Genomic DNA, 26,103 nt, shown 5'->3' with positions numbered 1-26,103 from the left:
CCGTTTTTTGTTTACCGCAAAGGCTTAACCACCGAGGTACGCTTCGCGCACTTTCGGGTCAGTCAGCAGGGCTTCACCGGTGCCTTGCATCACCACCCGGCCGTTTTCCAGCACGTAGGCACGGTCGGCGATTTTCAGGGCCTGGTTGGCGTTCTGCTCCACCAGGAACACCGTCACACCGTCCTTGCGCAGTTGTTCGATGATGTCGAAGATCTGCTGGATGATGATCGGTGCCAGCCCCAGCGATGGCTCGTCGAGAAGCAACAGCTTGGGCTTGCTCATCAGCGCGCGACCGATGGCGAGCATTTGCTGTTCGCCGCCGGACATGGTGCCGCCGCGTTGGGCGAAGCGTTCTTTCAGGCGTGGGAAAAGTCCGAGAACTTTGTCCATCTGTTCCTGATAGTCGCCCTTGTCGGTGAAGAACCCGCCCATGGCGAGGTTTTCTTCCACGGTCAGACGAGCAAACACCCGACGGCCTTCCGGAACCACGGCGATGCTTTTACGCATGATCTGCGACGAGTCCTGGCCGACGAGCTCTTCGCCCATGTAGCGGATGCTGCCGCTATGGGCTTGCGGCGAACCGCAGAGGGTCATCAGCAGGGTCGACTTGCCGGCACCGTTGGCGCCGATCAGGGTCACGATCTCGCCCTGGCGGACTTCGACGTTGACGCTGTGCAGCGCCTGGATCTTGCCGTAGAAGGTGGAAACGTTTTCGAACTGCAGCATTTACGCTTCCCCCAGGTAGGCTTTGATCACTTCAGGATTGTCGCGGATCTGCTCCGGCGTGCCGTTGGCCAACGGTGTGCCCTGGTTGATCACGAAGATATGGTCGGAAATGCTCATGACCAGTTTCATGTCGTGTTCGATCAACAGCACCGTCACATTATGCTCTTCACGCAGGGTGCCGATCAGCGCCTTGAGGTCGTCGGTTTCCCGCGGGTTGAGGCCGGCGGCCGGTTCGTCGAGCATGAGGATGCTTGGACGGGTCATCATGCAGCGGGCGATTTCCAGGCGGCGCTGCTGACCATAAGCCAGGGTGCCGGCCGGGCGGTTGGCGAACTCCTTGAGGTTGACCTTGTCGAGCCAGAACTCGGCGTATTCCATCGCCTCGCGTTCGCTTCTGCGGAACGACGGAGTCTTGAACAGGCCTGCCAGGAAGTTGGTGTTCAGGTGCCGGTGCTGAGCAATCAGCAGGTTTTCCACGGCGGTCATGTCCTTGAACAGTCGCACGTTCTGGAAAGTCCGCACCACGCCTTTGCCGGCGATCTTGTGGCCGGGCAGGCCTTCGATCGCTTCACCGTTGAGCTGGATAGTGCCGGCGGTGGGTTTGTAGAACCCGGTCAGGCAGTTGAATACAGTGGTCTTGCCGGCGCCGTTGGGGCCGATCATCGAGACCACTTGTTTCTCTTTGACGCTCAAGGCTACGCCATTGACCGCCAACAGGCCGCCGAAGCGCATGCTCAGGCCATCTACTTTCAGGATCTCACGGCTCATTTGCGCAGCTCCATGTGGGGGCGTTGCATCGGCAGCAGACCTTGAGGACGCCAGATCATCATCAGCACCATCAAGGCGCCGAACATCAACATGCGGTATTCGCTGAAGTCACGCATCAGTTCGGGCAACAGGATCATCACGACAGCCGCGAGAACCACGCCCAACTGCGAGCCCATGCCGCCCAACACCACGATGGCGAGGATGGTGGCCGACTCGATGAAGGTGAACGACTCCGGTGTGACCAGCCCTTGGCGCGCGGCGAAGAAGCTACCGGCGAAACCGGCGAAGCAGGCACCCAGGGTGAAGGCCGACAGCTTGATCACGGTCGGGTTCAGGCCCAGGGCACGGCAGGCGATTTCGTCTTCGCGCAAGGCTTCCCAGGCACGGCCGATCGGCATGCGCAGCAGGCGGTTGATCACGAACAGCGCGAACAGTGCCAGCAACAGCGCCACCAGGTAGAGGAAAACCACCTTGCTGACCGGGTTGTACGTCAGGCCGAAGAACTCGTGGAAGGTCTGCATGCCTTCGGCGGCCGTTCTTTCGAAGGTCAGGCCGAACAGCGACGGTTTGGGGATGTTGCTGATGCCGTTCGGTCCGCCGGTGAGGCCCGTCAGGTTACGCAGGAACAGACGGATGATCTCACCGAAGCCCAGGGTCACGATCGCCAGATAGTCACCGCGCAGGCGCAGCACCGGGAAACCGAGCAGGAAGCCGAATGTGGCCGCCATCAGGCCGGCGATCGGCAGGCAGATCCAGAAGCTCAGCCCGTAGTAGTGCGACAGCAGCGCATAACTGTAGGCGCCCACGGCGTAGAAGCCGACGTAACCGAGGTCGAGCAGGCCGGCCAGACCGACCACGATGTTCAGGCCCAGGCCGAGCAGCACGTAGATCAGGATCAGCGTGGCGATGTCCACCGCACCGCGTGAACCGAAGAACGGCCACACCAGTGCCACGACGATCAACGCCATGATGATCCAGCGCTGGGTGGTCGGCAGGGTCAGGAAGTGGCTCGCGCTGGCCGGGATCAGTTTGCCCTTGGGCACGGAGCGCATGGCCGCCGAGTATTCGCGGTCGAACAGCACACGCAGGAACATCAGCACCGAGCAGGTGGCGATGATGATCAGCGTGGAGGTGCTGGCGCCTTCCACTTCGAGGTTGATCCCGGCGATGGACAGTTTCAGGCCGAGTACCGGATAGGCCACGGCCCATACCAGCAGGGCGCTGAACAGCGCCTGTTTAAGATTCCTAGTCATACTTTCTCAACCTCCGGACGACCCAGCAGGCCGGTTGGCCGGAATAACAGCACCAGGACCAGAAGGCCGAAAGCCACCACGTCCTTGTACTGGTCACCGAATATATCGGCGCCGAATGCTTCGGCTACCCCCAGCACCAGACCACCGAGCATGGCGCCCGGAATGCTGCCGATGCCACCCAGCACCGCCGCGGTAAAGGCTTTGAGGCCTACCAGGAATCCGGCGTTAGGGTTGATCACGCCGTACTGCATGCTCAGCAGTACTGCCGCCACGGCCGCCAGGGCGGCACCGATGACGAAGGTCAGGGCGATGATGTTGTTGGTGTTGATGCCCAACAGGTTGGCCATCTTGATGTCTTCGGCACAGGCCCGACAGGCGCGTCCCAGTCGTGAACGCGAGATGAACTGGGTGAGACAGAGCATCACCACCAGGGTCACCACGAACACCAGGATCTGCATGTAGGAGATCAGCACTTCCTGTGCGCCGCCTGGACCGAAGCTGAAGCTGCCCGGAATCAGGTTGGGGATCGATTTGTCCTTGGAGTCCTGCGAGAGCAGTACGGAGTTCTGCAGGAAGATCGACATGCCGATGGCGGAGATCAGCGGGATCAGACGGTTACTGCCCCGCAGAGGGCGGTAGGCGATCCGTTCGATACTGTAGCCGTAGGCACTGGTCACTACGATGGTCGCCAGGAAAGCGGCGGTCATCAACAACGGCAGAGAATGGATACCCAGCATGGCCAGTCCGGCAAGGACGATGAAGGCCACGTAGGAACCGATCATGTAGACCTCGCCATGGGCGAAGTTAATCATTCCAATAATGCCGTAAACCATTGTGTAGCCAATGGCTATAAGGGCATAGGTGCTGCCAATGGTCATCCCATTAACCAGCTGTTGGAAGAAGTGATAGATCTCAGGCATTACAGCGCTCCTAAAAACCTGATACGCATTTCACTGGTGGAGTCATGTTCCGGCCCGGGCTGTGTGGTCTGTGGCCACCTTCGCACGAGCGTTTGCCAGCGAACCGCTGGTGACGGTTTTAAGATTTTCAGGTAAGCCAACTCCCGGATCGCGGGACTCTGACTCATTAATCTCGTAAAACAAAGCCCACTGCTTGCGCAGTGGGCTTTATTAATCATGGAGCTAGCTTACTGAGGGGAAACTTCGGTTTTTGGTTTGCCGAAGTGCCACTCATAGACCACGAATTTGAAGTCTTTCAGGTCGCCCTTGCTGTCGAACGACAGATCACCGGTCGGGGTCTTGAAGGTGCCTTTGTGAATGGCTTCAGCCACCTTGGTGGTGTCTTCGCTCTTGGCTGCCTTGATACCTTCGGCAATCACTTCGACAGCCGAGTAGGCCGGGAACACGAACGGACCGCTTGGGTCCTGCTTCTTGTCGGCAAAGGCTTGTACCAGGGCTTTGTTGGCTGGGTCCTGGTCGAAGGATTTCGGCAGGGTGACCAACAGGCCTTCGGAAGCATTCTGGGCAATTTGCGAGATGGAGTCGTTGCCGACGCCTTCAGGCCCCATGAACTTGGCTTTCAGGCCTTTTTCCTGGGACTGACGCAGGATCAGGCCCAGCTCCGGGTGGTAGCCGCCGTAGTAGACGAAGTCGACGTTGGCTTGCTTGAGCTTCTGGATGATCGAGGAGAAGTCCTTGTCACCGGCGTTGAGGCCTTCGAACACGGCAACCTTGACGCCTTTCTTCTCAAGGGTCTGTTTCACGGCGGTGGCGATGCCTTCACCGTATTGCTGTTTGTCGTGCAGCACGGCAACGATTTTCGGTTTTACGTGATCGGCAATGTAGTTACCGGCGGCAGGGCCCTGGGCGCTGTCCAGGCCGATGGTGCGGAACACCAGCTTGTAACCACGGGTGGTGATGTCCGGGTTGGTGGCAGCCGGGGTGATCATGATCACGCCTTCGTCTTCGTAGATGTCCGAAGCTGGCTGGGTGGAGCTGGAGCACAGGTGGCCGACCACGAATTTCACACCATCGTTGACCACTTTGTTGGCGACGGCCACGGCTTGTTTAGGGTCGCACGCGTCGTCGTATTCCTTGGCTTCGAGCATCTTGCCGTCGACGCCGCCCTTCGCGTTGATCTGCTCGATGGCCATCTTGGCGCCGATGAACTGCATGTCGCCGTATTGAGTGACCGGGCCGGTTTTAGGGCCGGCGATGCCGATCTTGATGGTGTCGGCGGCGAACGAATGGCTGGCAACCCCGGCCAGAACCATAGCGGCAAACAGTTTTGAAATCTGCTTAGTAGCCTTAGTCATAGTGCTCCACTCTTACTGTTGTAGTTTTTATAGTCCTGGCGCCGTAGCAGCAGAACCGGGTCAGATATCGTCGATATCCTCCGGAAAATGCCCCCGGCAACTGTACCGGTACAGTGTAGAGCGCCGATTGTTAGCCTGGGAAGCTGGCGCCAGGGGGCAAAACCTGAGGGTGTCGCTTTGTTGAAAGAAAAAGACAGAATCGCGGCAGGATGTTAGCTGGCTAATACTTGAAGCAGCAGCATTCCCTGGCTTTCCCGGGTTTTTCAATCGGTAACGCAATTGCATCCGGGTTTTTCTGGCGCAACACCGACGTTATCATTCACATCGATTTCTTTTGCGGACAGCAACCCATGACTCAAGAACCTAGCACCCTCTATGCCAAGCTGCTTGGTGAAACCGCATCTATTACCTGGAAAGAGTTGGAGCCGTTCTTCGCCAAGGGTGCCCTATTGTGGGTCGACCCAGGCCTGGATTTGATTGCTGCGGCGGAGGCGGTGGCGACCGATGAAGGCGAGAAAGTCGCTGCCTGGCTGGCCGCCGACAAGGTCGCCAAGCTGTCTGAAACGCGGGCGCTGGATCTTTTCGAGCGTGATCCGGAGCTGTGGGCCGTGGTTGTTTCGCCGTGGATTATGATCCAGGAAAGGGCGAAGGCTTGAATGCTTGCACCGATTTGGTGCTTGGTTTTGTCGGGCAAAAGTGTGTAGCCGAGTAGCGTGATGGCACGTTGCCGTGGAGAAAGGCCACAGAAAGGCCGGTATAACGGTGACGTAAACGTAACGGGAACAGTTTATTGAGCAGCCGATGGGCTGCTCAATTGTTTCTGGGTGTTGTGATCATTCCCACGCTCTGCGTGGGAACGATCATCACAAGGCTGCGATCGTTAAAGGCTCGACCTCAATAAGCCGTCTTGCCCGTATGGTTATTCAGCGAAATAACCTTGGTCTTGCCAATCCGGTGACGGTATATCTCGCGCAGGTACTTGATCGCCTTCTTCACGCAATCGCGCGACAAACGAATGTCATTGATCGAGACGAACTTGTCCTTGTCGTTGATCAGCTCGCGGTACTTCTTCTCGTACATCGGTTTGATCGCGTACCAGTTGGTGTCGAGGATCTTCGCCGGGTTTTCGAATTCGTTGAGCAGGTCGTCGATCCGGTCTTCGTCGAAGTCTTCATGGATGATGAAGTCCAGGATCGAGTTATCCAGCGTTTCGTCGAAGCGATACGGATTTTTTGCGAAGCAACGCTTGATGAACGCCACGATCAGCGTCAGGAAGTCGTCCGACAGGCATGGGCTCTTGGCGATCAGGGTGGTCAGCGACAGGTTGGCCGAGGCGCCGATCACCAGTGCATAACGCTTGAGCGTGGTGTTGGGGAACAAGCTGTTGAGGTGAGTCTTCAACCGGTTCAGGTCCATGTAGGACAGTTTGTAGTCTTTGGGCAAGGACACGATCGACACCACCGACGAGCAATTCTTGAAGAAGTGCAGGTCGTGCAGCGCGGCCGCGTCATAGCCCGAATTCTTGTACTGCTCGAGCGAGGCGCGGTAGCGCTTGGACTCGATCGGCAACAGGCTGATGCCTTCAATCGCCTGGGTGACTTTGTTGAAGTGCGGGAGGTCGATGGAGCGGAAGAACAGGTCGTCGATGTTCAGGCGCTGCGGCTCTTTCTCGAACACCTTGAACTTGTCGCTGCTTGGCGGCGGCGTTTCCGGCACCACGGACTCGGCGTAGGCAATTGCCACCGGGCCGGCCAGGCTCATGAACAGGTCGTTGGCGTCCAGGCGAATGGTTTCGCCGATGTCGATGCCAGCGCGACGGAAATAGTTCTGGTCGTAGTCGGTGGTGACCGCCTGCGCCGTCAGAATGTTGAAGATCTGCTGTGAGATGTACTGGTTGGCGTGCTTTTCCATCGCGTTGACGTCGATGTTCTGGATGTTGCCGTCATCGCTTTCTTCGGCATAACGCATGATGTCGTTGGAGATCAGCATCATCGCGTTCCATGGGCGGATACGGCCCATGACGCTGGCTTCGCTGCTGTCCTCGTTGGCGAAGTTGTAGGAGAAGTCCCACTCTTCCGACAGGTATTTGCACAGCAGGCGACCGGCGTTGATGTGCAGCGCTTCGGACATTTCACTGCGGTGATCGGAAATGTTCGGCAGTACGCAGATGCCGCTGGTGAAGATCGGCTCGAAGACGAAGGAATGGCCGCTCTTGCCGTCGTGTTCGTCCATCGGCTTGGTGTCGAACGTCTTGTTCATGTACGAGTGCTGCTGGGCCAGGCCGAATTCCGAGGCCATGCCCGAACCGGTACCGCCGCCGGCACTGAAGATCGAGAAGTACAGGCGCGACTGGTTGGCCTTGATCCCGCAGCTGTCGATCAGGTACGAGTGAATCATCTTCCAGTCGGGGCTGGAGAAGCGCTGGGTGTCCTTGTTCAGGATGATCTTGGCCAGGTACTGGCCGAGGATCGGCGCGTTACCGGCGCCACCGGCGTGGACTTCCGACAAGTCCATGATTTTCATTTTGCTGTAGTCGCGCAAAAAGCCGCTTTTTTCGCCCTTGCGCGAGAAACGGATGCGACCGGCGATGTCCTTGTCCAGGTCGCCGAGCATCACCAGCGGTTCCACCAGGAATACCGGTTTGGTGGCCTTGTTCGGCCCCAGGCGCAGGTTGTTGCGAATCCACTGCGCCGGGCTGTAGCCCTTTTCGGCGTAGCGTTTATCCGGCGACAGACGGTCTTCGTTGTTGAATTCGTTGAGGTAGAACTTGCGGGCGTTGTACACCAGCTCCGCCACGTCCAGCGCGATGTTCGAACCGCAGCGGCCCAGGCCGATCAGGCACACCGAGGGGAATTCCTGGTCGTTGTGCTGTTCGTTGTCGCCTTCCAGATGGGGCGGGCGCGGGAACACCAGGTCGCGCAGGCCGTCGAGGTTGTCGAGGATGCGGTCGGTATTGGTTTCGGTGAAGTACAGGTATTGCTGAGTCGACAGCGGACGCGACGGGGGCAATGGCTTCGACGATGAGGGGCTGTTCGCCGCGGGGCTCAGGGTCAGGTCGGATACCGCGGTGGCCGGATTGTTTTTAGAAGTCATTGTGCGCCATATACCTGGACTGGTCGGCTCGGCGACAAGTGTCATCGAGTCATCACGGAATGGGATCTCGCGTCTTTTTTTAGCGCGAATGTGGCCCAAGCGTCAGGGCCTTGGCCTGAACATCGCTCGGGGGAATCCTTTCCTTAACCATGATGAATCGGCCAATATTCGATGATCTTTAATCAGAGAGAGGCTAAATGATGGCAACGTTGCCTGCGCTGGGGTTCGCCGGAATCGGCCTGATGGGTTTGCCGATGTGCCGACGCTTGTTGGCGGCCGGTTATCCGCTGACGGTGTGGAACCGCAACCCGGCCAAGTGTGCAGCGCTGGTCGAGGCCGGCGCGCGGCAAGTGGCGACACCGGCCGAGCTGTGTCAGCACGCCGACGTGGTGATGCTGTGCCTGGCCGATACCGCGGTGGTACGTGAGGTGGTGTTTGGCGCGACTGGCGTTGCCGAGGGGGCGAAAAGCGGCCAGTTGCTGGTGGATTTTTCCAGCCTGGAGCCCACTGCAACGCGGGAAATGGCCACAGCACTGGCCAATAAAACCGGGATGGGTTGGCTCGATGCGCCAGTGTCCGGCGGGGTGGTCGGCGCCGAGGCCGGCAGTCTGGCGATCATGGTCGGTGGCGAGGCGGCAGACCTTGCGCGCGTGCGGCCGGTGTTGCTGACCCTTGGCCAGCGCGTGACCCACATGGGCGCGGTCGGCGCGGGGCAGGTGACCAAGGCCTGCAATCAGATGATCGTCGCCTGCAATGCCTTGGTCATTGCTGAAGTGGTGGCCCTGGCCGAGCGCTCCGGGGTCGATGCCAGCCTGATTGCCGAGGCGCTGGCCGGTGGTTTCGCCGATTCAAAACCGTTGCAGATTCTCGCGCCGCAAATGGCCGAAAGCCGTTTCGAGCCCGTGAAATGGCACGTACGCACGTTGCTCAAGGATCTCGATACCGCCGTGAAGTTTTCCCGCGAACAGGGTTCGGCCACGCCGATCAGCGGATTGGCCGCACAACTGATGCGCCTCCATGGGGGGCAGGGGTTCCTGGAAAAGGATCCCTCGACGTTAGTGCAGTTGTACCGTGAGCCAGATTCAACGGATTGACGGCATGCGTGTGCTGGTTGATTTCGGCCAGCACCGGCCGCAACTCAGCCAGCGGCACCGGATGGCTAAGCAGGTAGCCCTGGACAAAATCGCAGCCGTGGCGTTGGAGAAAGTCATATTGCTCGAGGGTCTCGACACCTTCGGTGACGACTTGCAAATGCAGGGTATGGGCCATGACGATAATGGCCTGGACGATTTCCATGTCCTGGGTGGCCATGGGAATGTCCTGAATGAACGAGCGGTCGATCTTCAGCGTGTTTAATGGTAGGCGCCTGAGGTAGGCCAGGGATGAATAGCCGGTGCCGAAGTCGTCGATCGACAACGAAACACCAAGGGCGCGAATCTGCCGCAGCAACACCAGGGTGTTGGAAATATTACCCATCAGGGCATTTTCGGTCACCTCCAGCTCCAGTCGCTGGGGCGTCACCCCGTAGACGTGCAGGGCGTGTTCGATTTCATCGGCCAACTCTTCTCGCGCCAGGTTCAGGGGCGAGCAATTCACTGCGATCTTGAGGTCGTCGCAATCGTGGCGGGACAGTTCGCCCAGGTCTTCGCAGGCTTTGCGCAATACCCAATTGTCCAGTTCAGCGATCAGGCCGTTGGCCTCGGCGATGGCGATGAACCGATCCGGTGTCAGCAATCCGTGAACCGGATGTTGCCAGCGGACCAGCGCTTCCAGTTTGCTGACTCGGCCGATTCTCAGGTCATAGATCGGCTGGTAATACAGCATCAACCCGGAGTCTTCGCGCAGGGCGTGACGCAGTTCTTCTTCGAGCTGCAACTCCAGGGTGGCGCGGGCTTTCAGGTTGGAACTGAAAAAGTGCAAGCTGTTGCGACCGCTACCCTTGGACTGATACAGCGCCAGGTCGGCGTGCTTCAGCAGTTCTTCGCAGGTCTTGCCGTCTTCCGGAAACAGGCTGATACCGATGCTGGTGGTCATGACCATGCGCCGTCCGGACAGCTCGATGGGGTCCTTCATTTTCAGCATGATGCGCTGGGCCATATGCCGCGCTTCTTCACGGTCGTACAGGTTGATGAGGAGGCAGAATTCGTCGCCTCCGAAACGCGCCACCACGTCTTCGTGGCTGCGCACCGAGGCCTTGATATGACTGGCAAGGACTTTGAGCAATTCGTCGCCGGCGTCATGGCCAAGGCTGTCGTTGATCCGCTTGAAGTGGTCGATGTCGAGGAATATCACCGCGAGCATGCCGCCTTCGTTGGTTTTTTCGATGAGCTTCTCGGCGAAGAGCTGGTTGAAACCCCGGCGGTTGAGCAGGTTGGTCAAGGGGTCGTAATGCGCCACCTGTTGCAGCGACATGCGTGCCTGGTCCAGTTGACTGAGCAGGGCGTTGACCCGCTGCAGGTCGGACTCCTTGTGTTGCAGCTTCTTGTCCGCCAGAGCGGCACTGATGCTGCTGCCGATGATCAGCAGCGCCATCACGGCTACGGTCAGCCCCAATTGCAGGTGATTGTTGTCGCCGGGCAGCGGTTGAAGGCTGTCATCGGGCAGCACCAGGTTGAGCGATGCCATGCCGGTGAAATGCATGCTGACGATGCCGGCTCCGAGCACCAGGCTGGCGGTGTACTTGACCAGTAGATGATATGCACCGGTGTCATCGCGCAAGTGACTGGAAATCAACAGGGCAGCCAGGCTGGCACCGATGGCGATCACGACGGAGAGCACGAACAGGGCGGGTTGGTAATAGACCAGCGCATTCGATCGCAGTGCGGCCATGCCCACGTAGTGCATGGTCGCGATGCCCAGGCCGATCCACACCGCGGCCCGCAGGTATTGCCAGAAATTCAGTTGGGGATGGCTCAGGGTGTACATGGCCAGCCACGAGGCGGTCAGGGCGAACAACAGCGAGATCAGGGTGGTGGGCAGGTGGTAATGGATTTCGATCGGCACCTGGAACGCCAGCATGCTGATGAAGTGCATGGACCAGATACCGCCCGCCAGACACCCGGCGCCGACCCAGCGCCAGAGTCGTTGAGAGGCGGACTTTTCCACATGACCCACCCGCTCGGTCATGTCCAGCGTGGCGAAACCGGCCGTGCAGGCGACCAGATAGGCCAGCAACACCAGAAACGGGTTATGGGTGCAATTGAGTATGACCTGCCCGCTTTCCGGCAGCCCGGTCATGAAATGCAAACCAAGCCACTCCATAGCATGTCCCGTCTGTGAGTCATCTTGGCCTGCGTCATGCGCGCTGGCGAATGCTGGCAGTATAGAGGGCTTACATGGAGCGCAAGGGATGATAGCGCAATGATGTCAAATATTTTTCGAATGGCTTGATTGCGGTCGCTGCCAAGCCTTAGGCGATCTGCTCAAAAGGCGTTTCGAATTCAGGTTGCAGGGCGGGCAGCCCGAACGCGGCCCGTGCCGCATCGCAATCCACGTTCGCCTCGCCATTGGCCCAAGAGGCGTCGAACTCCCGACAAGTGCTGGAGCGCTGATCGTAGATCGAGCACTGCACGGTGCTGCCCACTTCGCCCACCAGACCGACACAGCGAACAGGTTTGCAGTCTGTGCCCAGCATGGCCACCCGGCTGGGGCTGATGGACGTGACCAGTTCGTCAGGCACCGTGCCCCCGGCCGAGGTGCATTCACCCCAGAAAAAAGACACGCGGAAATGAGAACAGCAGGCACCGCAATTCAGACACGGACTGGCTTCGGACATGGGCAATGATCAAAAGAGGAATGGGGGCAGGGTGGGCAGACAAGGCCGCTATTCTAGGCTTCGCCATGCCGTTGGGAAGGGGGGTACGGAGGTATTTTTCCAGCCTGCGACTGATGGTGAAAAACCTGACTCCCTGACAGCATTGATCCCACAAGTTATGTGTGGCGCCATGGGCTGATATCAGCCTTGCGAATAATGACAGACAGCCCTGACGGGCCTGACTAGATTGGAGGTTCCGGGGACAGTGACGGCCCCAACAACAATAAAAAGAGACGGACCCATGCAGAACTCGACCCAAGCGGCGAATGCCTGGCGCATTCTGTTCCTGTTGTTCCTGGCCAACCTGTTCAACTTCTTCGACCGCACCATTCCGGCGATCATCATCGAGCCGATCCGCATGGAGTGGCACCTCAGCGACTTTCAGCTGGGGATCATCGGCACCGCATTCACCATCGTTTACGCCATTGCGGGCCTGCCTCTGGGGCGATTGGCCGATACCGGTTCGCGCAGCAAACTGATGGGCTGGGGCCTGGCGGCGTGGAGCGGGCTGACCGCGGTCAACGGGTTGGTGGGCAGTTTCTGGAGTTTCCTGATCGTGCGGATGGGCATCGGCATCGGTGAAGCCAGTTACGCGCCGGCCGCCAACTCGTTGATCGGCGATTTGTTCCCGGCGCATCGTCGGGCGCGGGCCATGGGCATTTTCATGCTCGGCTTGCCGCTGGGCCTGCTGCTGGCATTCTTCACCATTGGTGCGATGGTCAAGGCGTTCGACAGCTGGCGTGCTCCGTTCTTTATCGCGGCGGTGCCGGGGTTGATCCTGGCGGTCTTCATGTTCTTCATCAAAGAGCCGAAACGTGGCGCGGCGGAAAGTGTGCAAGTGTCTCAGGAGCGCGTGGACCGGCCGATCCGTCGAGTGCTGGCGGTGCCGACTTTTCTGTGGCTGGTGATGGCGGGGCTGTGCTTCAACTTCGCCACTTATGCCTGCAACTCGTTTCTGGTGCCGATGCTGCAGCGCTATTTCCTGATGCCGTTACAGGACGCGGCGGTGGCGACCGGGGTGATCGTCGGGGTGACCGGGTTGTTCGGCCTGACATTAGGCGGATGGATTGCTGACAAGATTCACCAGCGGGTGGCCAACGGGCGACTGCTGTTCGCCGCGTTCAGCCTGATCATTTCGACGTTGTGCACGGCTTGGGCGCTGCATGCCGGGCGGATCGAGATCGGGGTATTTGTCGCGGTATTCAGCCTGGGGTGGCTGTTCGCCTACAACTTCTACACCTGCGTGTACACGGCGATTCAGGATGTGGTCGAACCACGCCTGCGGGCGACGGCGATGGCGTTGTTCTTTGCCGGGTTGTATCTGTTGGGCGGTGGTTTGGGGCCGGTGGTGGTGGGCGGTCTGTCCGATCACTTCGCCCATACCGCGATGCTCTCGGCGGGTGCCGAGCAGATGACCGAGGCGTTCAAGGCTGTCGGCCTGCATGACGCGATGTACCTGATCCCGGTGGCGCTGTTTTTCACCATGGTGTTTCTGTTTTTGGCATCGCGGTGTTTTGTGCGGGATGCGAAGCGGATGAAAGAAGGGTTGGTGGCGGTGGTTGAGCCTGCAGGCTCTGCGGTGACTGCCTGATCGCCCACAGGGACTTATGTCGTTCATATAACCTGTGGGAGCGGGCTTGCCCGCGATGAGGCCATCAACAACACCAAAACAATCCAGCAGACAAAAAAAGGCCCGCATCGCTGCGGGCCTTTTTTATAGCGGTGGAGTAGGGGGATTAACCCGCTACCAACACCCGAATCGCTTCCAGTCGCAATGCCGCTTTGTCGAGCATGGCCAGGCCTTGCTCGCGCTGCTTGCGCAGGGCAACCAGTTCGCTGTCGCGCACGGTCGGGTTGACCGCTTGCAAGGCGGTCAGGCGCGCCAGTTCTTCGTCGGTATCGGCCGCCAGGCGACGTTGTGCCTCGGCCACGCGCTCGGCGTGACGCGGGGTGATCTTCTCTTCGCCGGCGTTGATCCTTGGCGTCAGCTGGTCGCGCTGGGCCTGGATGAACTTGTTGGCGCTGGCGCGGGGCACGCTTTCCAGTTGATCGTTCAGGGTTTCGAACGACACCCGGGCCGACAGGTCATTGCCATTGGCGTCGAGCAGGCAGCGCAGGGCGGCCGGCGGCAGGTAACGACCCAGTTGCAGCGAACGCGGGGCAACCACTTCGCTGACGTAGAGCAGTTCCAGCAACACGGTGCCCGGTTTCAGTGCCTTGTTCTTGATCAGCGCCACGGCGGTGTTGCCCATCGAGCCGGACAGCACCAGGTCCATGCCACCCTGAACCATCGGGTGTTCCCAGGTGATGAACTGCATGTCTTCGCGAGACAGCGCCTGGTTACGGTCGTAGGTGATGGTCACGCCTTCGTCGTCGCCCAGCGGGAAGCTGGCGTCGAGCATTTTTTCGCTGGGCTTGAGGATCAGCGCGTTTTCCGAATGGTCTTCGCTGTCGATGCCGAAGGCGTCGAACAGGGTTTCCATGTAGATCGGCAGGGCGAACTGATCGTCCTGTTCGAGAATCGCTTCGACCAGCGCATCACCTTCACCCGCGCCGCCGGAGTTGAGCTCCAGCAAGCGGTCGCGACCGGTGTGCAGTTCGTCTTCCAGACGCTCACGCTCGGCGCGGGCCTCGTCGATCAGCGCTTTCCACTCGCCATCGTCGGTCTCTTCCAGCAGCGGCAGCAGGCGCGGGCCGAACTGATGCTGCAAGGCGTTGCCGGTCGGGCAGGTGTTGAGGAAGGCGTTCAGCGCTTCGTGGTACCACTGAAACAGCCGCTCTTGCGGGCTGGTTTCCAGGTACGGCACGTGCAGTTCGATGACGTGCTTCTGGCCGATCCGGTCGAGACGACCGATACGCTGCTCCAGCAGGTCCGGGTGCGACGGCAGGTCGAACAGCACCAGATGGTGCGAGAACTGGAAGTTGCGACCCTCACTGCCGATTTCCGAACAGATCAGCACCTGGGCGCCGAATTCTTCGTCGGCGAAGTAGGCGGCGGCGCGGTCACGCTCAAGGATGTTCATGCCTTCGTGGAACACCGTGGCCGGAATGCCGGAACGCACGCGCAGGGCATCTTCCAGGTCCATGGCGGTTTCGGCATGGGCACAGATCACCAGCACTTTGGTGCGCTTGAGCATTTTCAGGGTGTCGATCAGCCACTCGACGCGCGGGTCGAATTTCCACCAGCGTTCTTCTTCGTTGGCGTCCGGCTGGGACTGGAAGCTGACTTCCGGGTACAGCTCGATGTGATCGCCCAACGGCAGTTCGAGGTATTCGGCCGGGCACGGCAGCGGGTACGGGTGCAGTTTGCGCTCCGGGAAACCCTGCACGGCGGCGCGGGTATTACGGAACAGCACGCGGCCAGTGCCATGGCGGTCCAGCAGTTCGCGGACCAGACGGGCGCTGGCGTCGGTATCGCCATCGTTGACTGCACTCAGCAGGGCTTCGCCTTCGTTGCCGAGGAAGCCGTGAATGGTCTTGTGCGCTTCAGGCGATAGGCGCCCTTTGTCCAGCAACTCCTGAACGGCTTCGGCCACCGGGCGATAGTTTTCGCTCTCGGCGCGGAAGGCATGCAGGTCATGGAAACGGTTCGGGTCGAGCAGGCGCAGACGGGCGAAGTGGCTGTCCTGGCCCAGTTGTTCCGGGGTTGCGGTCAGCAGCAATACGCCCGGGATCGTTTCAGCAAGCTGCTCCACCAGGGAGTACTCAGGGCTGACCTGGTCTTCGTGCCACACCAGGTGGTGCGCTTCGTCGACCACCATCAAGTCCCAGCCGGCGGCGAACAGCGCGTCCTGGGCCTTCTCGTCTTCCACCAGCCATTCGAGCGCCACCAGGGCGAGCTGGGTGTCTTCGAACGGGTTGGTGGCATCGCTTTCGATGAAGCGTTCCTCATCGAACAGCGCAACTTGCAGGTTGAAGCGGCGGCGCATCTCCACCAGCCACTGGTGCTGGAGGTTTTCCGGCACCAGGATCAGCACGCGGTTGGCGCGGCCCGAGAGCAGTTGGCGATGGATCACCAGACCGGCTTCGATGGTCTTGCCCAGGCCCACTTCGTCGGCCAGCAGAACCCGCGGCGCAATGCGGTCGGCGACTTCACGGGCGATGTGCAACTGGTGCGCGATCGGTTGCGCGCGCACGCCACCCAGGCCCCAGAGCGATGACTGCAACTGGCGGCTGGTGTGTTCCAGGGTGTGGTAACGCAGGGAGAACCAGGCCAGCGGGTCGATCTGGCCAGCGAACAGACGGTCGCTCGCCAGTCGGAACTGAATGAAGTTCGACAGCTGGGTTTCCGGCAGGGTGACCACTTCGTTCTGCCCATTGAGGCCGTGGTAGACCAGCAGGCCGTCGATGTCGTCGACTTCCTGTACGGTCAGTTTCCAGCCTTCGAAGTGAGTGATCGAGTCACCCGGCGAAAACCGCACGCGGGTGAGGGGCGCATTCCGTAGCGCGTACTGGCGAGTGTCGCCAGTGGCCGGGTAGAGCACGGTCAACAAGCGGCCGTCCTGTGCCAGAACGGTGCCTAAACCCAGCTCGGCTTCGCTGTCACTGATCCAGCGTTGCCCCGGTTGATACTGCTGCGCCATGCTGCCTGACTCCCACCTTGAAAAAGCGGGCTATCTTAACGGAATCAGGCCCCAGACCAAAGGTTTACGTGCGCAGGAGCTGCCGAAGGCTGCGATCTTTCGATCTTCGGGAACGCTTGAGTTCTACGTTGTCCGATGGAAGATCGTGCCAAGCGGATCACAAGTTTGCGACCAATGGCTCAAGTCGCCATCCCCGCAGCCGACAGACTTCTGACAGGAGACTAATAATATGCTGCCACCGATGCTCCCCTTGAGCGCCGTGCCGATCACTTCACAGCAGGATCCGATCCGCCAGCGTCCGGATATTCCCCCCGTGGTGCCGGTGCAGGAAAGCTCCAATGAAAGCACTATCGACCTGCAAAAGCGCGACCCGGAAGAGGCGGGCCTGCAGCTGCGCGAGGAACAGCGTCGGCAGCAGGAGCGGGAGCGACGCCGTCGCGAGGCCGATGAGGATCCTGAAGAGCATCTGGCGATCCCCGGCAATGAGCTCAATGCCGACAATACCGTGCCGGTGGTGCCGTTGATGGAGAATCAGCCACGTCAGGGGTTGTGGGTCGATATTGAGATCTGAAGTGTCGGAGACTGGTCAGCGCCCGCGCCAGACCGCATTATTGGCGCAATCCTGTCGCCTTTAGCCGGCAGCTGAATTCATTTCCAAGCGATGCACTGAACGCCATGAGCCAAGATGACAAGCTGATCGACCTCAATTCTGAACGTGCCAAACGGGTTCATGACCTTAATGAAAAGCGCCTGAACGAAGTGCGCCAGGCATTTGAGCAGGCCATGCCGTTGGGTAAAGCGAAGAAAAAGCCGAAGAACAAACCGAAAAAGCGTTGAAACACCCTGCATCTGTTGATGCAGGTCAGTTATTTCCCTTCCTTTACGTCCCGTCGCGGGCGGCATTGATCCCGGTCAATTTTCTCTCCTGCCCGATTGGTTAACTTAGCCCCATCGCAACAGGGCAAGTCCAGGAGGCCAGTCATGTTTTTCGATAACGTGGTGATCGCCGGAGTGCTGACAGTCGGCCTCATGGTTCTGTTTTTTGCAGGGTTTGGATTTTTTATCTGGAAGGATTCGCATAAGCGGAGAAAACCGTAGGTCTTTCTGGAGCAATGAGCACGCAAGGCATTTTGGGCGACTTCGGTCGCCCTTTTTTTTGTGCGATCGTTCCCACGCTCTAATACCGAAATGCGGGCAATAAAAAAGGCGCGAACCTCACGGAACGCGCCTTTTTCAGTAGCGGTGTATCAGCTACCCAGTGCCTTGGAGGCCAGCCAGAACAGGCCGGCCGACAGGCCTACGGTGGCTGGCAGGGTCAGGACCCAGGCCAGCAGGATGGTTTTGACGGTGCCGCCTTGCAGGCCGCTTTTGTTCGCGACCATAGTGCCGGCCACGCCTGAGGACAGGACGTGGGTAGTGGAGACGGGCAGGCTGAAGATGTTGGCCAGGCCGATCATGCTCGCGGTGGTGATCTGCGCCGACATGCCTTGGGCATAGGTCATGCCTTGCTTGCCGATTTTCTCGCCGATGGTCAGTACCACGCGCTTCCAGCCGACCATGGTACCCAGGCCGAGGGCCAGTGCGACCGCCAGAATCACCCAGAACGGGGCGTATTCAGTGGTGGTGGTCAGGTCCTTGCGCAGTTTGTCCAGGTCAGCCTTTTCACGGGCAGCGAGGCCAGGCAGCTTGCTGACTTTCTTCGCCGTGTCGTCCAGGCAGAGCAGGTAACGACGCACTTCGATGCGGCTTTCCGCCGGCAGCGAGTGGTAGTCGGCTACACCCTTGAGGGTGTCGAGCAGGGCGGCGATGGTCGGTTCGGTCTGTTGCGGGTTGCAACGGAATTTCTCCGGCAGATCACCTTCCACGCTTTTGCCCAGGGCCAGGAAATCACCCAGCGTATCGGCATTGCGCTTGTAGAACTGGCTCAGGTGCAGGGTTGCATCGCGCGTCCGTTCGATCTGGTAGGTGGTGCTGCCCAGGTCGAGTACGAACTGCGCCGGGACGATACCGATCAGCACCAGCATGATCAGGCCGATACCTTTCTGGCCATCGTTCGAGCCGTGCACGAAGCTGACCGCCATCGCCGAAATCACCAGTACCAGACGGTTCCAGAACGGCGGGTGTTTCTTGTCGTCGATCTTGCGGCGCTGTTCCGGTGTCTTGTGCATCTTGGACAGCGGACGCCACCATTTAAGGCCGATCAACACCAGGGCGGCAACGAGGAAGCCGGCCATAGGCGAGAACACCAGGGACGCGCCGATGTCGATCGCTTTCTGCCAGTTCACGCCGTCGGCCAACGGAATGTCGTTGATCAGGGCGTTGGCCAGGCCGACACCGAGGATCGAACCGATAAGCGTATGGGAACTGGAGGCCGGGATACCGAAGTACCAGGTGCCCAGGTTCCAGGTGATGGCGGCGGCGAGTAACGAGAACACCATGGCCAGCCCGTGACCGGTGTTCACATTGATCAACAGTTCTACCGGCAGCAGATGGACGATGGCATACGCCACCCCCACACCGCCCAGCAGCACGCCGAGGAAGTTGAACACACCGGAAAAGAACACCGCCAGATGAGGCGGCATGGCTTTGGTGTAGATAACAGTGGCCACCGCGTTTGCGGTGTCATGAAAGCCGTTGATGAACTCGAAGGCGAGGACAAAGGCCAGGGCGAGCAAGAGGCTCACAAGCACCCAAGCATCCAGTCCGCTGAATAAATCGATCATGAAGGTTTTCTGACCCGTTCGTAAGGGGGCGCGATTATGCCAGAAAAGACTGATAATCGATGCACTTGCTGCTCATCGGTTACATTCTTCAATGAATTAGTGGATGGCAATCCCCTGAATCCCAGGGTTTTTCAGGGGCCTACAAGTCATTGAATTCGCTTGGAAAGGCAGCTGCCACAAGGGTTTCTCTCGTTGGGACGAGAGGCTTGAACGCTTGTGTGAAATATCTGAGAAGAAGGTCAGGCAAGAGCCGTTTGCCTCATCGAATGGATGAGGAAGCCGCTGCCCGCTTGTAGCGGGCGCGAAAAGCACCATCGATACAACCCGTTTTTAACGGGTGCAGACGCAGGCTCTTGAAAGGATTCAAGTCGAGGCGGTCATGGCTCTTCGGCTTTGAGTTCCTTTTCCATCTTCTGCAATTCCTGGGTGAAGGCCTGATCCTGAACGGTGGCGCGTTTACGCCAGGGTTTGCGTTCGGGTTCGGGCTGAGCGGCGTAGGTGGTGATTTCCCCGCCGTAAACTTCCTTGTAACGTTGTTCCTGGCGCTCAAGTTCCGCGCGCAGTTCGTCTTTCGTCACAGTGCTACCTAATTGAGTTGAGATTAATTCTGGTGAAACGCGCTGCATCGATCTATTGACCATGCTCGTCGAAAGGACAATGCCTGATACGACATCGTTCCCACGGCACAATCAATACTTCAATGTTGCAGGCGGCCACGGCACCAGAGAAAAACAGCTGACGCAGCATCAGTCTCCTGTTTCAGCGAGCGCGTTGGCGGAACATATTAAATGAGCGTCAAGCGCTTGCTGCGGACAGCGGCGATGGATATCGCGCTGCCGGCGGGCGGAATCGGTACAAAAAAACCGGTCGCCTCTGAAATGCATTATAGCGGTCGATTCGAAGAACACTATCTCTTGGCAGTTAAAAGTAGTTCCTCATGTGTGATTGTTTTGTTGCTCGCAACTTGCCGGTAACTACGGTGGACTGATGCCAGTTGCAGTGGTGACTTTCTGGCGCCATTAAGCCGGACAAATTATTACATCGTTCTCCTTTAAACCAGTGACCGAAAATAACAACCGTATTGTGGGTGAGTGAAAGCAGGATGGCTGAATGCACGCAGCACGATTGCGATTATCGGTCTGTGGTTCGATAATCGCCCAATCCTGGCAGCCGCTGGCTTGTGTGTCAGACCGGGGCCGCTTGTAATAGTCGCTGATCCGTGTGGGGAACCTGATATGAACGATCAAATGCGCAATTCCTTCGCTTCAGTAGCGCCGCCGATCGTCGCCTCGCCCGCCAAGCGAATCCAGGCCCTGACCGGTGACCCGGATTTCATGACTTCCCTGGCCCGTGGCCTGGCGGTGGTGCAAGCGTTCCAGGAGCGCAAGCGGCACCTGACCATTGCACAGATCAGCCACCGCACGGAAATTCCCCGCGCCGCTGTGCGACGTTGCCTGCATACGCTGATCAAGCTCGGCTACGCCACCACCGACGGGCGCACCTATTCGCTGCTGCCCAAAGTCTTGACCCTGGGCCATGCCTATCTGTCGTCGACTCCACTGGCGGTGTCTGCCCAGCCGTACCTGGACCGCATGAGCGAGCAACTGCACGAGGCCTGCAACATGGCCACGCTGGAGGGTGATGACATTTTGTACATTGCGCGCTCGGCGACTACCCAGCGGCTGATTTCCGTCGACCTCTCGGTGGGTGGGCGCTTGCCGGCCTATTGCACCTCCATGGGCCGGATTCTGCTCGCCGCGCTGGACGACACGTCGCTGCGCGAATACCTCGACCATGCAGACTTGCAAGCCAAGACCAGTCGCACCCTGCATACCCCCGAAGCCTTGCTCGAATGCCTTCAAGAAGTACGGCGACAAGGCTGGTGCATCGTCGATCAGGAACTGGAGCAAGGCCTGCGCTCGATTGCCGTGCCGGTGTATGACGCTTCTGGCCAGGTAGTGGCGGCGCTGAACGTCAGCACCCATGCCGGCCGGGTCAGCCGCAGCGAGCTGGAGCAACGTTTCCTGCCCGGTTTGTTGAGTGCCAGCCGCGACCTGAGTGCGCAGCTGTTCGCCTAAGCTGTTCGATAAACGCACAGAGTCGCGTTTATCGAATTGACGCTGTTTCTCTCGGATCATTAATGTCGCGGCAGCGTCATCCGGCGCTGCTGGCCCTCGGCCGGTTGCCGGACGACGACCCAATAATAATGAGAAGAGGCATCGTCATGTGCACGTTTCCCCACTGTCGCTGTTCCCACCGGCTTAGCTGCCGAAACCGGATCGCCTGATCCCGACCTTCTTTTCTTGTGACAGCGTCAGCCTCGGCTGGCACTTGTTCGACTGCGTTCTTTGCGTGGAATAAAAATAATGAACCAGCCTCAGTCTGCTGTAGGGAACTGCCTCGACGTGCAGTCCTTCATCAACGCTCAACCCATTTCGCGCTACCAATGGCGGGTGGTGATCCTGTGTTTCCTGATTGTCTTCCTCGATGGCCTCGACACCGCGGCCATGGGGTTTATCGCGCCGGCATTGTCCCAGGACTGGGGCATCGATCGCGCCAGCCTCGGCCCGGTGATGAGTGCGGCACTGATCGGCATGGTCTTTGGCGCCTTGGGTTCCGGGCCGTTGGCTGACCGCTTCGGGCGAAAAGTCGTACTGGTAGGTGCGGTGTTGCTGTTCGGTGCGTTCAGCCTGGCATCGGCTTACAGCACCAATGTCGATCAACTGCTGGTGCTGCGTTTCCTCACCGGCCTGGGCCTGGGCGCTGGCATGCCGAACGCGACCACGCTGCTGTCCGAATACACCCCGGAACGCAAGAAATCCCTGCTGGTGACCAGCATGTTCTGCGGCTTCAACCTCGGCATGGCCGGGGGCGGTTTCATCTCGGCCAAACTGATCCCGGCCTTCGGCTGGCACAGCCTGTTGATGATCGGCGGGATTCTGCCGCTGATGCTCACCGTCGTTTTGCTGTTGTGGTTGCCAGAATCGGCGCGTTATCTGGTGGTGCGCAATCGCGGTACCGACAAAGTGCGCAAAGCCCTGGCACCGATCGACCCAGCGCTGGTGGCCCGGGCTTCGAGCTTCAGCGTGCCGGAACAGAAAACCGTGAAGGCACGCAATGTATTCGCGGTGATCTTCTCCGGCACTTACAGCACCGGCACATTGTTGCTGTGGCTGACGTACTTCATGGGGCTGGTGATTGTTTATCTGCTGACCAGTTGGTTGCCGACGCTGATGCGTGACAGCGGCGCGAGCATGGAGCAGGCCGCATTCATTGGTGCGCTGTTCCAGCTGGGTGGGGTGTTGAGCGCAGTGGGCGTGGGTTGGGCGATGGACCGGTTCAATCCGCACAAGGTCATCGGCACTTTCTACCTATTGGCCGGGGTGTTTGCCTACGCGGTAGGGCAGAGCCTGGGCAACATCGCCGTGCTGGCGACCCTGGTGCTGGTGGCCGGGATGTGTGTCAACGGCGCGCAATCGGCAATGCCGTCGCTGGCGGCGCGTTTTTACCCGACGCAAGGGCGGGCGACCGGTGTGTCGTGGATGCTTGGGATTGGCCGCTTCGGCGCGATCCTCGGGGCGTGGATGGGCGCGACGTTGCTGGGCCTGGGCTGGAACTTCGAGCAGGTGTTGACGGCTCTGGTGATTCCGGCCGCGTTGGCGACCACGGCGGTGGTGATCAAGGGCATGGTCAGCCATGCGGATGCGACCTGAGGGCGATTTCCGAGATTGTTCGATCGTTCCCACGCTCTGCGTGGGAACGCCTCAATGGACGCTCTGCGTCCGCTTTTGGGGCGCGGAGCGTCCCTGGCTGCATTCCCACGCAGAGCGTGGGAACGATCTGAAAGAGAACGATAGCGAGGTAACAATCTGTTCGATAAACGAACACTCAGTCGATTATCGGATTGTTTGGGTCATTCCAGGGGCTTAATCTTCAGTCATTCCGGCGCTGCGCATCGGCGCCTTTTTCCCACACTGTCGGTTAACAATAAACGGGAGCCTGCCCCATGGCTGAAATCCTTTCGCTGCATGACGCGGTGAAGCAGTTCGTCAACGACGGCGATACCGTCGCGCTCGAAGGCTTCACTCACCTGATTCCTACGGCGGCCGGTCACGAAATCATTCGTCAGGGTAAGAAAGACCTGACCCTGGTGCGGATGACGCCTGACTTGATCTACGACCAGTTGATCGGTGCCGGTTGTGCTCGCAAACTGATTTTCTCCTGGGGCGGCAACCCCGGCGTCGGTTCGCTGCACCGTCTGCGTGACGCAGTCGAGCGGCAGTGGCCGCATGCGCTGGAAATCGAAGAGCACAGCCACGCCGACCTGGCCAATGCCTACGTCGCGGGCGCTTCGGGCTTACCGTTCGCGGTGCTGCGAGCCTACGCCGGTTCCGACCTGCCGAAGGTCAACCCGCTGATCAAAACCGTCACGTGCCCGTTCACCGGCGAAGTGCTGGCGGCGGTACCGTCGGTGCGTCCGGACATCACCGTGATTCACGCGCAGAAAGCCGACCGCCAAGGCAACGTGTTGCTCTGGGGCATTCTCGGGGTGCAGAAAGAAGCGGCGCTGGCGGCCAAGCGTTGCATCGTCACCGTCGAAGAAATCGTCGATGACCTCAACGCACCGATGAACGCTTGCGTGCTGCCGACCTGGGCTCTGAGCGCGGTCTGCCACGTACCGGGCGGCGCGCATCCGTCCTACGCCCACGGTTACACCGAGCGTGACAACCGCTTCTACCAGGCCTGGGATCCGATTGCCCGCGACCGTGAAACCTTCACCGCGTGGATCAACGAGTACATCCACGGCTGCGCTGACTTCAGCGAGTTCCAGGCCAAGCTGGCCGCTGCTTCGGAGGCCAAGTAATGACTTACACCACCAATGAAATGATGACCGTCGCCGCCGCCCGCCGCCTGAAAAACGGTTCGGTGTGCTTCGTTGGTATCGGCCTGCCGTCGAAAGCCGCCAACCTGGCGCGACTGACGTCCTCGCCCGATGTAGTCCTGATCTACGAATCGGGTCCGATCGGTGCCAAGCCAAGCGTACTGCCATTGTCGATCGGTGACGGTGAGCTGGCGGAAACCGCCGACACCGTCGTCCCGACCGGCGAGATTTTTCGCTACTGGCTGCAGGGCGGGCGCATTGACGTCGGTTTTCTCGGTGCCGCGCAAGTCGACCGTTTCGGCAACATCAACACCACGGTGGTCGGCGACTACCACCAGCCGAAAGTTCGCCTGCCAGGTGCAGGTGGCGCGCCGGAGATCGCCGGTTCCGCCAAGAGCGTGCTGATCATCCTCAAGCAGTCGGCGCGTTCGTTCGTCGACAAGCTCGACTTCATTACCTCGGTTGGTCATGGCGAGGGCGGTGATTCGCGCAAACGTCTCGGCCTGCCAGGCGCCGGTCCTGTCGGCATTATTACCGACCTGTGCATCATGGAACCGGAAGCCGGCACCCATGAATTCGTGGTCACCGCGCTGCACCCAGGGGTGACCCGCGAGCAAGTGATCGCGGCCACCGGTTGGCCGATTCGTTTTGCCGACACCGTTGAAAACACTGCCGAGCCAACTGAAGTCGAGTTGACCGCGCTGCGTGATCTGGAAGCCCGCACTGCGGCGGCCCACGGCCAAGCACCCGGAGAAGCCTGATGCGTGACGTTTATATCTGCGACGCGATTCGTACCCCCATCGGCCGTTTCGGCGGTGGCCTGTCGGCGGTTCGCGCCGATGACCTGGCCGCCGTGCCGATCAAGGCGCTGATGGCGCGCAACCCGTCGGTGGACTGGAACGCGGTGGACGAGGTGTTCCTTGGCTGCGCCAACCAGGCCGGCGAAGACAACCGCAACGTGGCTCGCATGGCGTTGCTGCTGGCGGGGCTGCCGGAAACCATTCCTGGCGTCACCCTCAATCGCCTCTGCGCTTCGGGCATGGACGCTATCGGCACTGCGTTTCGGGCCATCGCCAGCGGTGAGATGGAGCTGGCGATTGCCGGTGGCGTCGAATCGATGTCCCGCGCGCCATTCGTGATGGGCAAGGCGGACGCCGCGTTTTCGCGCAACATGAAGCTGGAAGACACCACCATCGGCTGGCGTTTCATCAACCCGTTGATGAAAGCCCAGTACGGCGTTGATGCAATGCCGCAAACCGCCGATAACGTGGCCGACGATTACCAGGTTTCCCGCGAGGATCAGGACGCTTTCGCACTGCGCAGTCAGCAACGGACAGCCGCCGCGCAAGCCGCAGGATTTTTCGCCGAAGAAATCGTTGAAGTACGCATTGCCCACAAGAAGGGTGAAACAGTGGTCAGCCAGGACGAACATCCTCGCGCCGACACTACACTCGAAACCCTGGCCAAACTCAAACCGGTCAACGGCCCCGACAAAACCGTCACCGCCGGCAATGCCTCCGGTGTGAACGACGGTGCTGCAGCGCTGATTCTGGCTTCGGCCGAAGCCGTGAAGAAACACGGCCTGACCGCCCGCGCCAAAGTGCTCGGCATGGCCAGCGCCGGTGTCGCACCACGGGTGATGGGTATTGGCCCGGTGCCGGCGGTGCGTAAATTGACTGAGCGCCTGGGCCTGGCGGTCAACGATTTCGACGTGATCGAACTCAACGAAGCCTTCGCCAGCCAGGGTCTGGCGGTGCTGCGTGAACTGGGACTGGCGGATGACGCGGCCCAGGTCAACCCGAACGGTGGAGCCATTGCCTTGGGCCATCCTCTGGGCATGAGCGGCGCACGTTTGGTACTGACCGCACTGCATCAACTGGAAAAGACGGGCGGCAAGAAAGGCTTGGCGACCATGTGTGTCGGTGTCGGTCAGGGCCTGGCCCTGGCGATCGAACGGGTCTGACGCACAGAAGCGACTAATAAGAA

23 protein-coding genes are annotated in these 26,103 nt (G+C 59.7%); 12 read left to right on the top strand and 11 right to left on the bottom strand.

The window, feature by feature from the left end; all coding sequences use genetic code 11:
* Positions 1–24 precede the first annotated feature (24 nt).
* The 5 genes from AF70_RS13360 to AF70_RS13340 form a co-directional block, all read right to left on the bottom strand.
* Entirely contained in the window at positions 25–726 is a 702-nt protein-coding gene (locus AF70_RS13360; RefSeq protein ID WP_019580929.1) for an ABC transporter ATP-binding protein, read from the bottom strand.
* A complete protein-coding gene (gene livG, locus AF70_RS13355; protein ID WP_019580928.1) occupies positions 727–1,494 on the bottom strand; it encodes a high-affinity branched-chain amino acid ABC transporter ATP-binding protein LivG in 768 nt (255 codons plus the stop codon). It lies immediately after the preceding gene.
* Positions 1,491–2,747, bottom strand: a complete 1,257-nt coding sequence (locus tag AF70_RS13350) for a high-affinity branched-chain amino acid ABC transporter permease LivM (protein WP_019580927.1) — start codon at positions 2,745–2,747, stop codon at positions 1,491–1,493. Before AF70_RS13350 ends, livG begins: the two co-directional genes overlap by 4 nt.
* Positions 2,744–3,667 carry a high-affinity branched-chain amino acid ABC transporter permease LivH gene (gene livH / locus AF70_RS13345; protein WP_018926893.1) on the bottom strand — a complete coding sequence of 308 codons (924 nt, stop codon included), beginning with the start codon at positions 3,665–3,667 and terminating at the stop codon, positions 2,744–2,746. The genes AF70_RS13350 and livH overlap by 4 nt, the downstream gene beginning before the upstream one ends.
* A 227-nt stretch (positions 3,668–3,894) precedes the next feature.
* Positions 3,895–5,022 (bottom strand): branched-chain amino acid ABC transporter substrate-binding protein, encoded by a 1,128-nt coding sequence (locus AF70_RS13340; protein ID WP_028939251.1) that lies wholly within the window; start codon positions 5,020–5,022, stop codon positions 3,895–3,897.
* A gap of 350 nt (positions 5,023–5,372) precedes the next feature.
* Between AF70_RS13340 and AF70_RS13330 the strand changes: the two genes are divergently transcribed.
* Positions 5,373–5,678, top strand: coding sequence for a DUF2288 domain-containing protein (locus AF70_RS13330; RefSeq protein WP_026286481.1), 306 nt, complete (start codon positions 5,373–5,375; stop codon positions 5,676–5,678).
* Positions 5,679–5,916: 238 nt separating this feature from the next.
* Here the strand turns inward: AF70_RS13330 and AF70_RS13325 are convergent, their stop codons facing one another.
* On the bottom strand, positions 5,917–8,115 hold the full coding sequence (locus AF70_RS13325) for a hypothetical protein (RefSeq protein ID WP_019580924.1): 2,199 nt from the start codon (positions 8,113–8,115) through the stop codon (positions 5,917–5,919).
* A 197-nt stretch (positions 8,116–8,312) separates the two neighbouring features.
* Here AF70_RS13325 and AF70_RS13320 point away from each other — a divergent pair, with 197 nt between their 5' ends.
* Complete coding sequence (locus AF70_RS13320) at positions 8,313–9,209, top strand: NAD(P)-dependent oxidoreductase (protein ID WP_028939252.1); 897 nt, start codon at positions 8,313–8,315, stop codon at positions 9,207–9,209.
* On the opposite strand, the gene AF70_RS13315 is transcribed toward AF70_RS13320, so the two are convergent.
* Both AF70_RS13315 and AF70_RS13310 read right to left on the bottom strand, forming a co-directional pair.
* Entirely contained in the window at positions 9,100–11,376 is a 2,277-nt protein-coding gene (locus AF70_RS13315) for a bifunctional diguanylate cyclase/phosphodiesterase (RefSeq protein WP_028939253.1), read from the bottom strand. The two genes, AF70_RS13320 and AF70_RS13315, sit on opposite strands and share 110 nt — an antisense overlap.
* A 148-nt stretch (positions 11,377–11,524) precedes the next feature.
* Positions 11,525–11,890 (bottom strand): YkgJ family cysteine cluster protein, encoded by a 366-nt coding sequence (locus tag AF70_RS13310; protein WP_018926887.1) that lies wholly within the window; start codon positions 11,888–11,890, stop codon positions 11,525–11,527.
* A gap of 262 nt (positions 11,891–12,152) precedes the next feature.
* Here AF70_RS13310 and AF70_RS13305 point away from each other — a divergent pair, with 262 nt between their 5' ends.
* The gene (locus tag AF70_RS13305; RefSeq protein ID WP_269210591.1) at positions 12,153–13,520 is read left to right on the top strand and encodes an MFS transporter; all 1,368 of its coding nucleotides are present in this window, start codon (positions 12,153–12,155) and stop codon (positions 13,518–13,520) included.
* Positions 13,521–13,665: 145 nt separating this feature from the next.
* Here AF70_RS13305 and rapA read toward each other — a convergent pair whose 3' ends face one another.
* Complete coding sequence (rapA, locus tag AF70_RS13300) at positions 13,666–16,512, bottom strand: RNA polymerase-associated protein RapA (RefSeq protein ID WP_028939254.1); 2,847 nt, start codon at positions 16,510–16,512, stop codon at positions 13,666–13,668.
* Between the two features lie 229 nt (positions 16,513–16,741).
* On the opposite strand from rapA, the gene AF70_RS13295 reads away from it, so the two are divergent.
* The 3 genes from AF70_RS13295 (at position 16,742) to ccoM (ending at position 17,610) form a co-directional block, all read left to right on the top strand.
* The gene (locus AF70_RS13295; protein ID WP_019580919.1) at positions 16,742–17,083 is read left to right on the top strand and encodes a hypothetical protein; all 342 of its coding nucleotides are present in this window, start codon (positions 16,742–16,744) and stop codon (positions 17,081–17,083) included.
* Positions 17,084–17,187: 104 nt separating this feature from the next.
* Positions 17,188–17,349, top strand: a complete 162-nt coding sequence (locus AF70_RS13290) for a hypothetical protein (RefSeq protein ID WP_007935839.1) — start codon at positions 17,188–17,190, stop codon at positions 17,347–17,349.
* 144 nt (positions 17,350–17,493) lie between these two features.
* Complete coding sequence (ccoM, locus tag AF70_RS29955) at positions 17,494–17,610, top strand: cytochrome c oxidase subunit CcoM (RefSeq protein ID WP_018926882.1); 117 nt, start codon at positions 17,494–17,496, stop codon at positions 17,608–17,610.
* A 149-nt stretch (positions 17,611–17,759) separates the two neighbouring features.
* Here ccoM and AF70_RS13285 read toward each other — a convergent pair whose 3' ends face one another.
* Positions 17,760–19,235 (bottom strand): inorganic phosphate transporter, encoded by a 1,476-nt coding sequence (locus tag AF70_RS13285; protein ID WP_028939255.1) that lies wholly within the window; start codon positions 19,233–19,235, stop codon positions 17,760–17,762.
* Between the two features lie 377 nt (positions 19,236–19,612).
* Positions 19,613–19,813, bottom strand: coding sequence for a hypothetical protein (locus tag AF70_RS13280; protein WP_018926880.1), 201 nt, complete (start codon positions 19,811–19,813; stop codon positions 19,613–19,615).
* Between the two features lie 210 nt (positions 19,814–20,023).
* On the opposite strand from AF70_RS13280, the gene AF70_RS13275 reads away from it, so the two are divergent.
* From AF70_RS13275 to pcaF, 6 genes are all read left to right on the top strand, one after another.
* On the top strand, positions 20,024–20,209 hold the full coding sequence (locus tag AF70_RS13275) for a hypothetical protein (RefSeq protein WP_138866217.1): 186 nt from the start codon (positions 20,024–20,026) through the stop codon (positions 20,207–20,209).
* A 261-nt stretch (positions 20,210–20,470) separates the two neighbouring features.
* Complete coding sequence (gene pcaR / locus AF70_RS13270) at positions 20,471–21,313, top strand: pca regulon transcriptional regulator PcaR (protein ID WP_007935836.1); 843 nt, start codon at positions 20,471–20,473, stop codon at positions 21,311–21,313.
* 288 nt (positions 21,314–21,601) lie between these two features.
* Positions 21,602–22,948: an MFS transporter gene (locus AF70_RS13265; RefSeq protein WP_028939256.1), complete on the top strand. Its 1,347-nt coding sequence runs from the start codon at positions 21,602–21,604 to the stop codon at positions 22,946–22,948.
* Between the two features lie 293 nt (positions 22,949–23,241).
* On the top strand, positions 23,242–24,099 hold the full coding sequence (locus AF70_RS13260; RefSeq protein ID WP_018926877.1) for a CoA transferase subunit A: 858 nt from the start codon (positions 23,242–23,244) through the stop codon (positions 24,097–24,099).
* Entirely contained in the window at positions 24,099–24,878 is a 780-nt protein-coding gene (locus AF70_RS13255) for a CoA-transferase subunit beta (protein ID WP_019580916.1), read from the top strand. The genes AF70_RS13260 and AF70_RS13255 overlap by 1 nt, the downstream gene beginning before the upstream one ends.
* Positions 24,875–26,080, top strand: coding sequence for a 3-oxoadipyl-CoA thiolase (gene pcaF, locus AF70_RS13250; RefSeq protein WP_172901227.1), 1,206 nt, complete (start codon positions 24,875–24,877; stop codon positions 26,078–26,080). The genes AF70_RS13255 and pcaF overlap by 4 nt, the downstream gene beginning before the upstream one ends.
* Positions 26,081–26,103: the final 23 nt, after the last annotated feature.

The sequence above is a fragment of the Pseudomonas sp. KD5 genome (assembly GCF_012932895.1).
In the GTDB taxonomy this organism is placed as follows: Bacteria; Pseudomonadota; Gammaproteobacteria; order Pseudomonadales; family Pseudomonadaceae; genus Aquipseudomonas.
The sequence above is the reverse complement of the archived record's forward strand: the minus strand, read 5'-3'. Positions and strand labels throughout refer to the sequence as shown.

Coding starts and splice junctions, on each gene's coding strand:
- AF70_RS13360 (WP_019580929.1), bottom strand. CDS start 726: ATGCTGCAGTTCGAAAACGTTTCCACCTTCTACGGCAAGATCCAGGCG.
- livG (WP_019580928.1), bottom strand. CDS start 1,494: ATGAGCCGTGAGATCCTGAAAGTAGATGGCCTGAGCATGCGCTTCGGC.
- AF70_RS13350 (WP_019580927.1), bottom strand. CDS start 2,747: ATGACTAGGAATCTTAAACAGGCGCTGTTCAGCGCCCTGCTGGTATGG.
- livH (WP_018926893.1), bottom strand. CDS start 3,667: ATGCCTGAGATCTATCACTTCTTCCAACAGCTGGTTAATGGGATGACC.
- AF70_RS13340 (WP_028939251.1), bottom strand. CDS start 5,022: ATGACTAAGGCTACTAAGCAGATTTCAAAACTGTTTGCCGCTATGGTT.
- AF70_RS13330 (WP_026286481.1), top strand. CDS start 5,373: ATGACTCAAGAACCTAGCACCCTCTATGCCAAGCTGCTTGGTGAAACC.
- AF70_RS13325 (WP_019580924.1), bottom strand. CDS start 8,115: ATGACTTCTAAAAACAATCCGGCCACCGCGGTATCCGACCTGACCCTG.
- AF70_RS13320 (WP_028939252.1), top strand. CDS start 8,313: ATGATGGCAACGTTGCCTGCGCTGGGGTTCGCCGGAATCGGCCTGATG.
- AF70_RS13315 (WP_028939253.1), bottom strand. CDS start 11,376: ATGGAGTGGCTTGGTTTGCATTTCATGACCGGGCTGCCGGAAAGCGGG.
- AF70_RS13310 (WP_018926887.1), bottom strand. CDS start 11,890: ATGTCCGAAGCCAGTCCGTGTCTGAATTGCGGTGCCTGCTGTTCTCAT.
- rapA (WP_028939254.1), bottom strand. CDS start 16,512: ATGGCGCAGCAGTATCAACCGGGGCAACGCTGGATCAGTGACAGCGAA.
- AF70_RS13295 (WP_019580919.1), top strand. CDS start 16,742: ATGCTGCCACCGATGCTCCCCTTGAGCGCCGTGCCGATCACTTCACAG.
- AF70_RS13290 (WP_007935839.1), top strand. CDS start 17,188: ATGAGCCAAGATGACAAGCTGATCGACCTCAATTCTGAACGTGCCAAA.
- ccoM (WP_018926882.1), top strand. CDS start 17,494: ATGTTTTTCGATAACGTGGTGATCGCCGGAGTGCTGACAGTCGGCCTC.
- AF70_RS13285 (WP_028939255.1), bottom strand. CDS start 19,235: ATGATCGATTTATTCAGCGGACTGGATGCTTGGGTGCTTGTGAGCCTC.
- AF70_RS13275 (WP_138866217.1), top strand. CDS start 20,024: ATGAGCGTCAAGCGCTTGCTGCGGACAGCGGCGATGGATATCGCGCTG.
- pcaR (WP_007935836.1), top strand. CDS start 20,471: ATGAACGATCAAATGCGCAATTCCTTCGCTTCAGTAGCGCCGCCGATC.
- AF70_RS13265 (WP_028939256.1), top strand. CDS start 21,602: ATGAACCAGCCTCAGTCTGCTGTAGGGAACTGCCTCGACGTGCAGTCC.
- AF70_RS13260 (WP_018926877.1), top strand. CDS start 23,242: ATGGCTGAAATCCTTTCGCTGCATGACGCGGTGAAGCAGTTCGTCAAC.
- AF70_RS13255 (WP_019580916.1), top strand. CDS start 24,099: ATGACTTACACCACCAATGAAATGATGACCGTCGCCGCCGCCCGCCGC.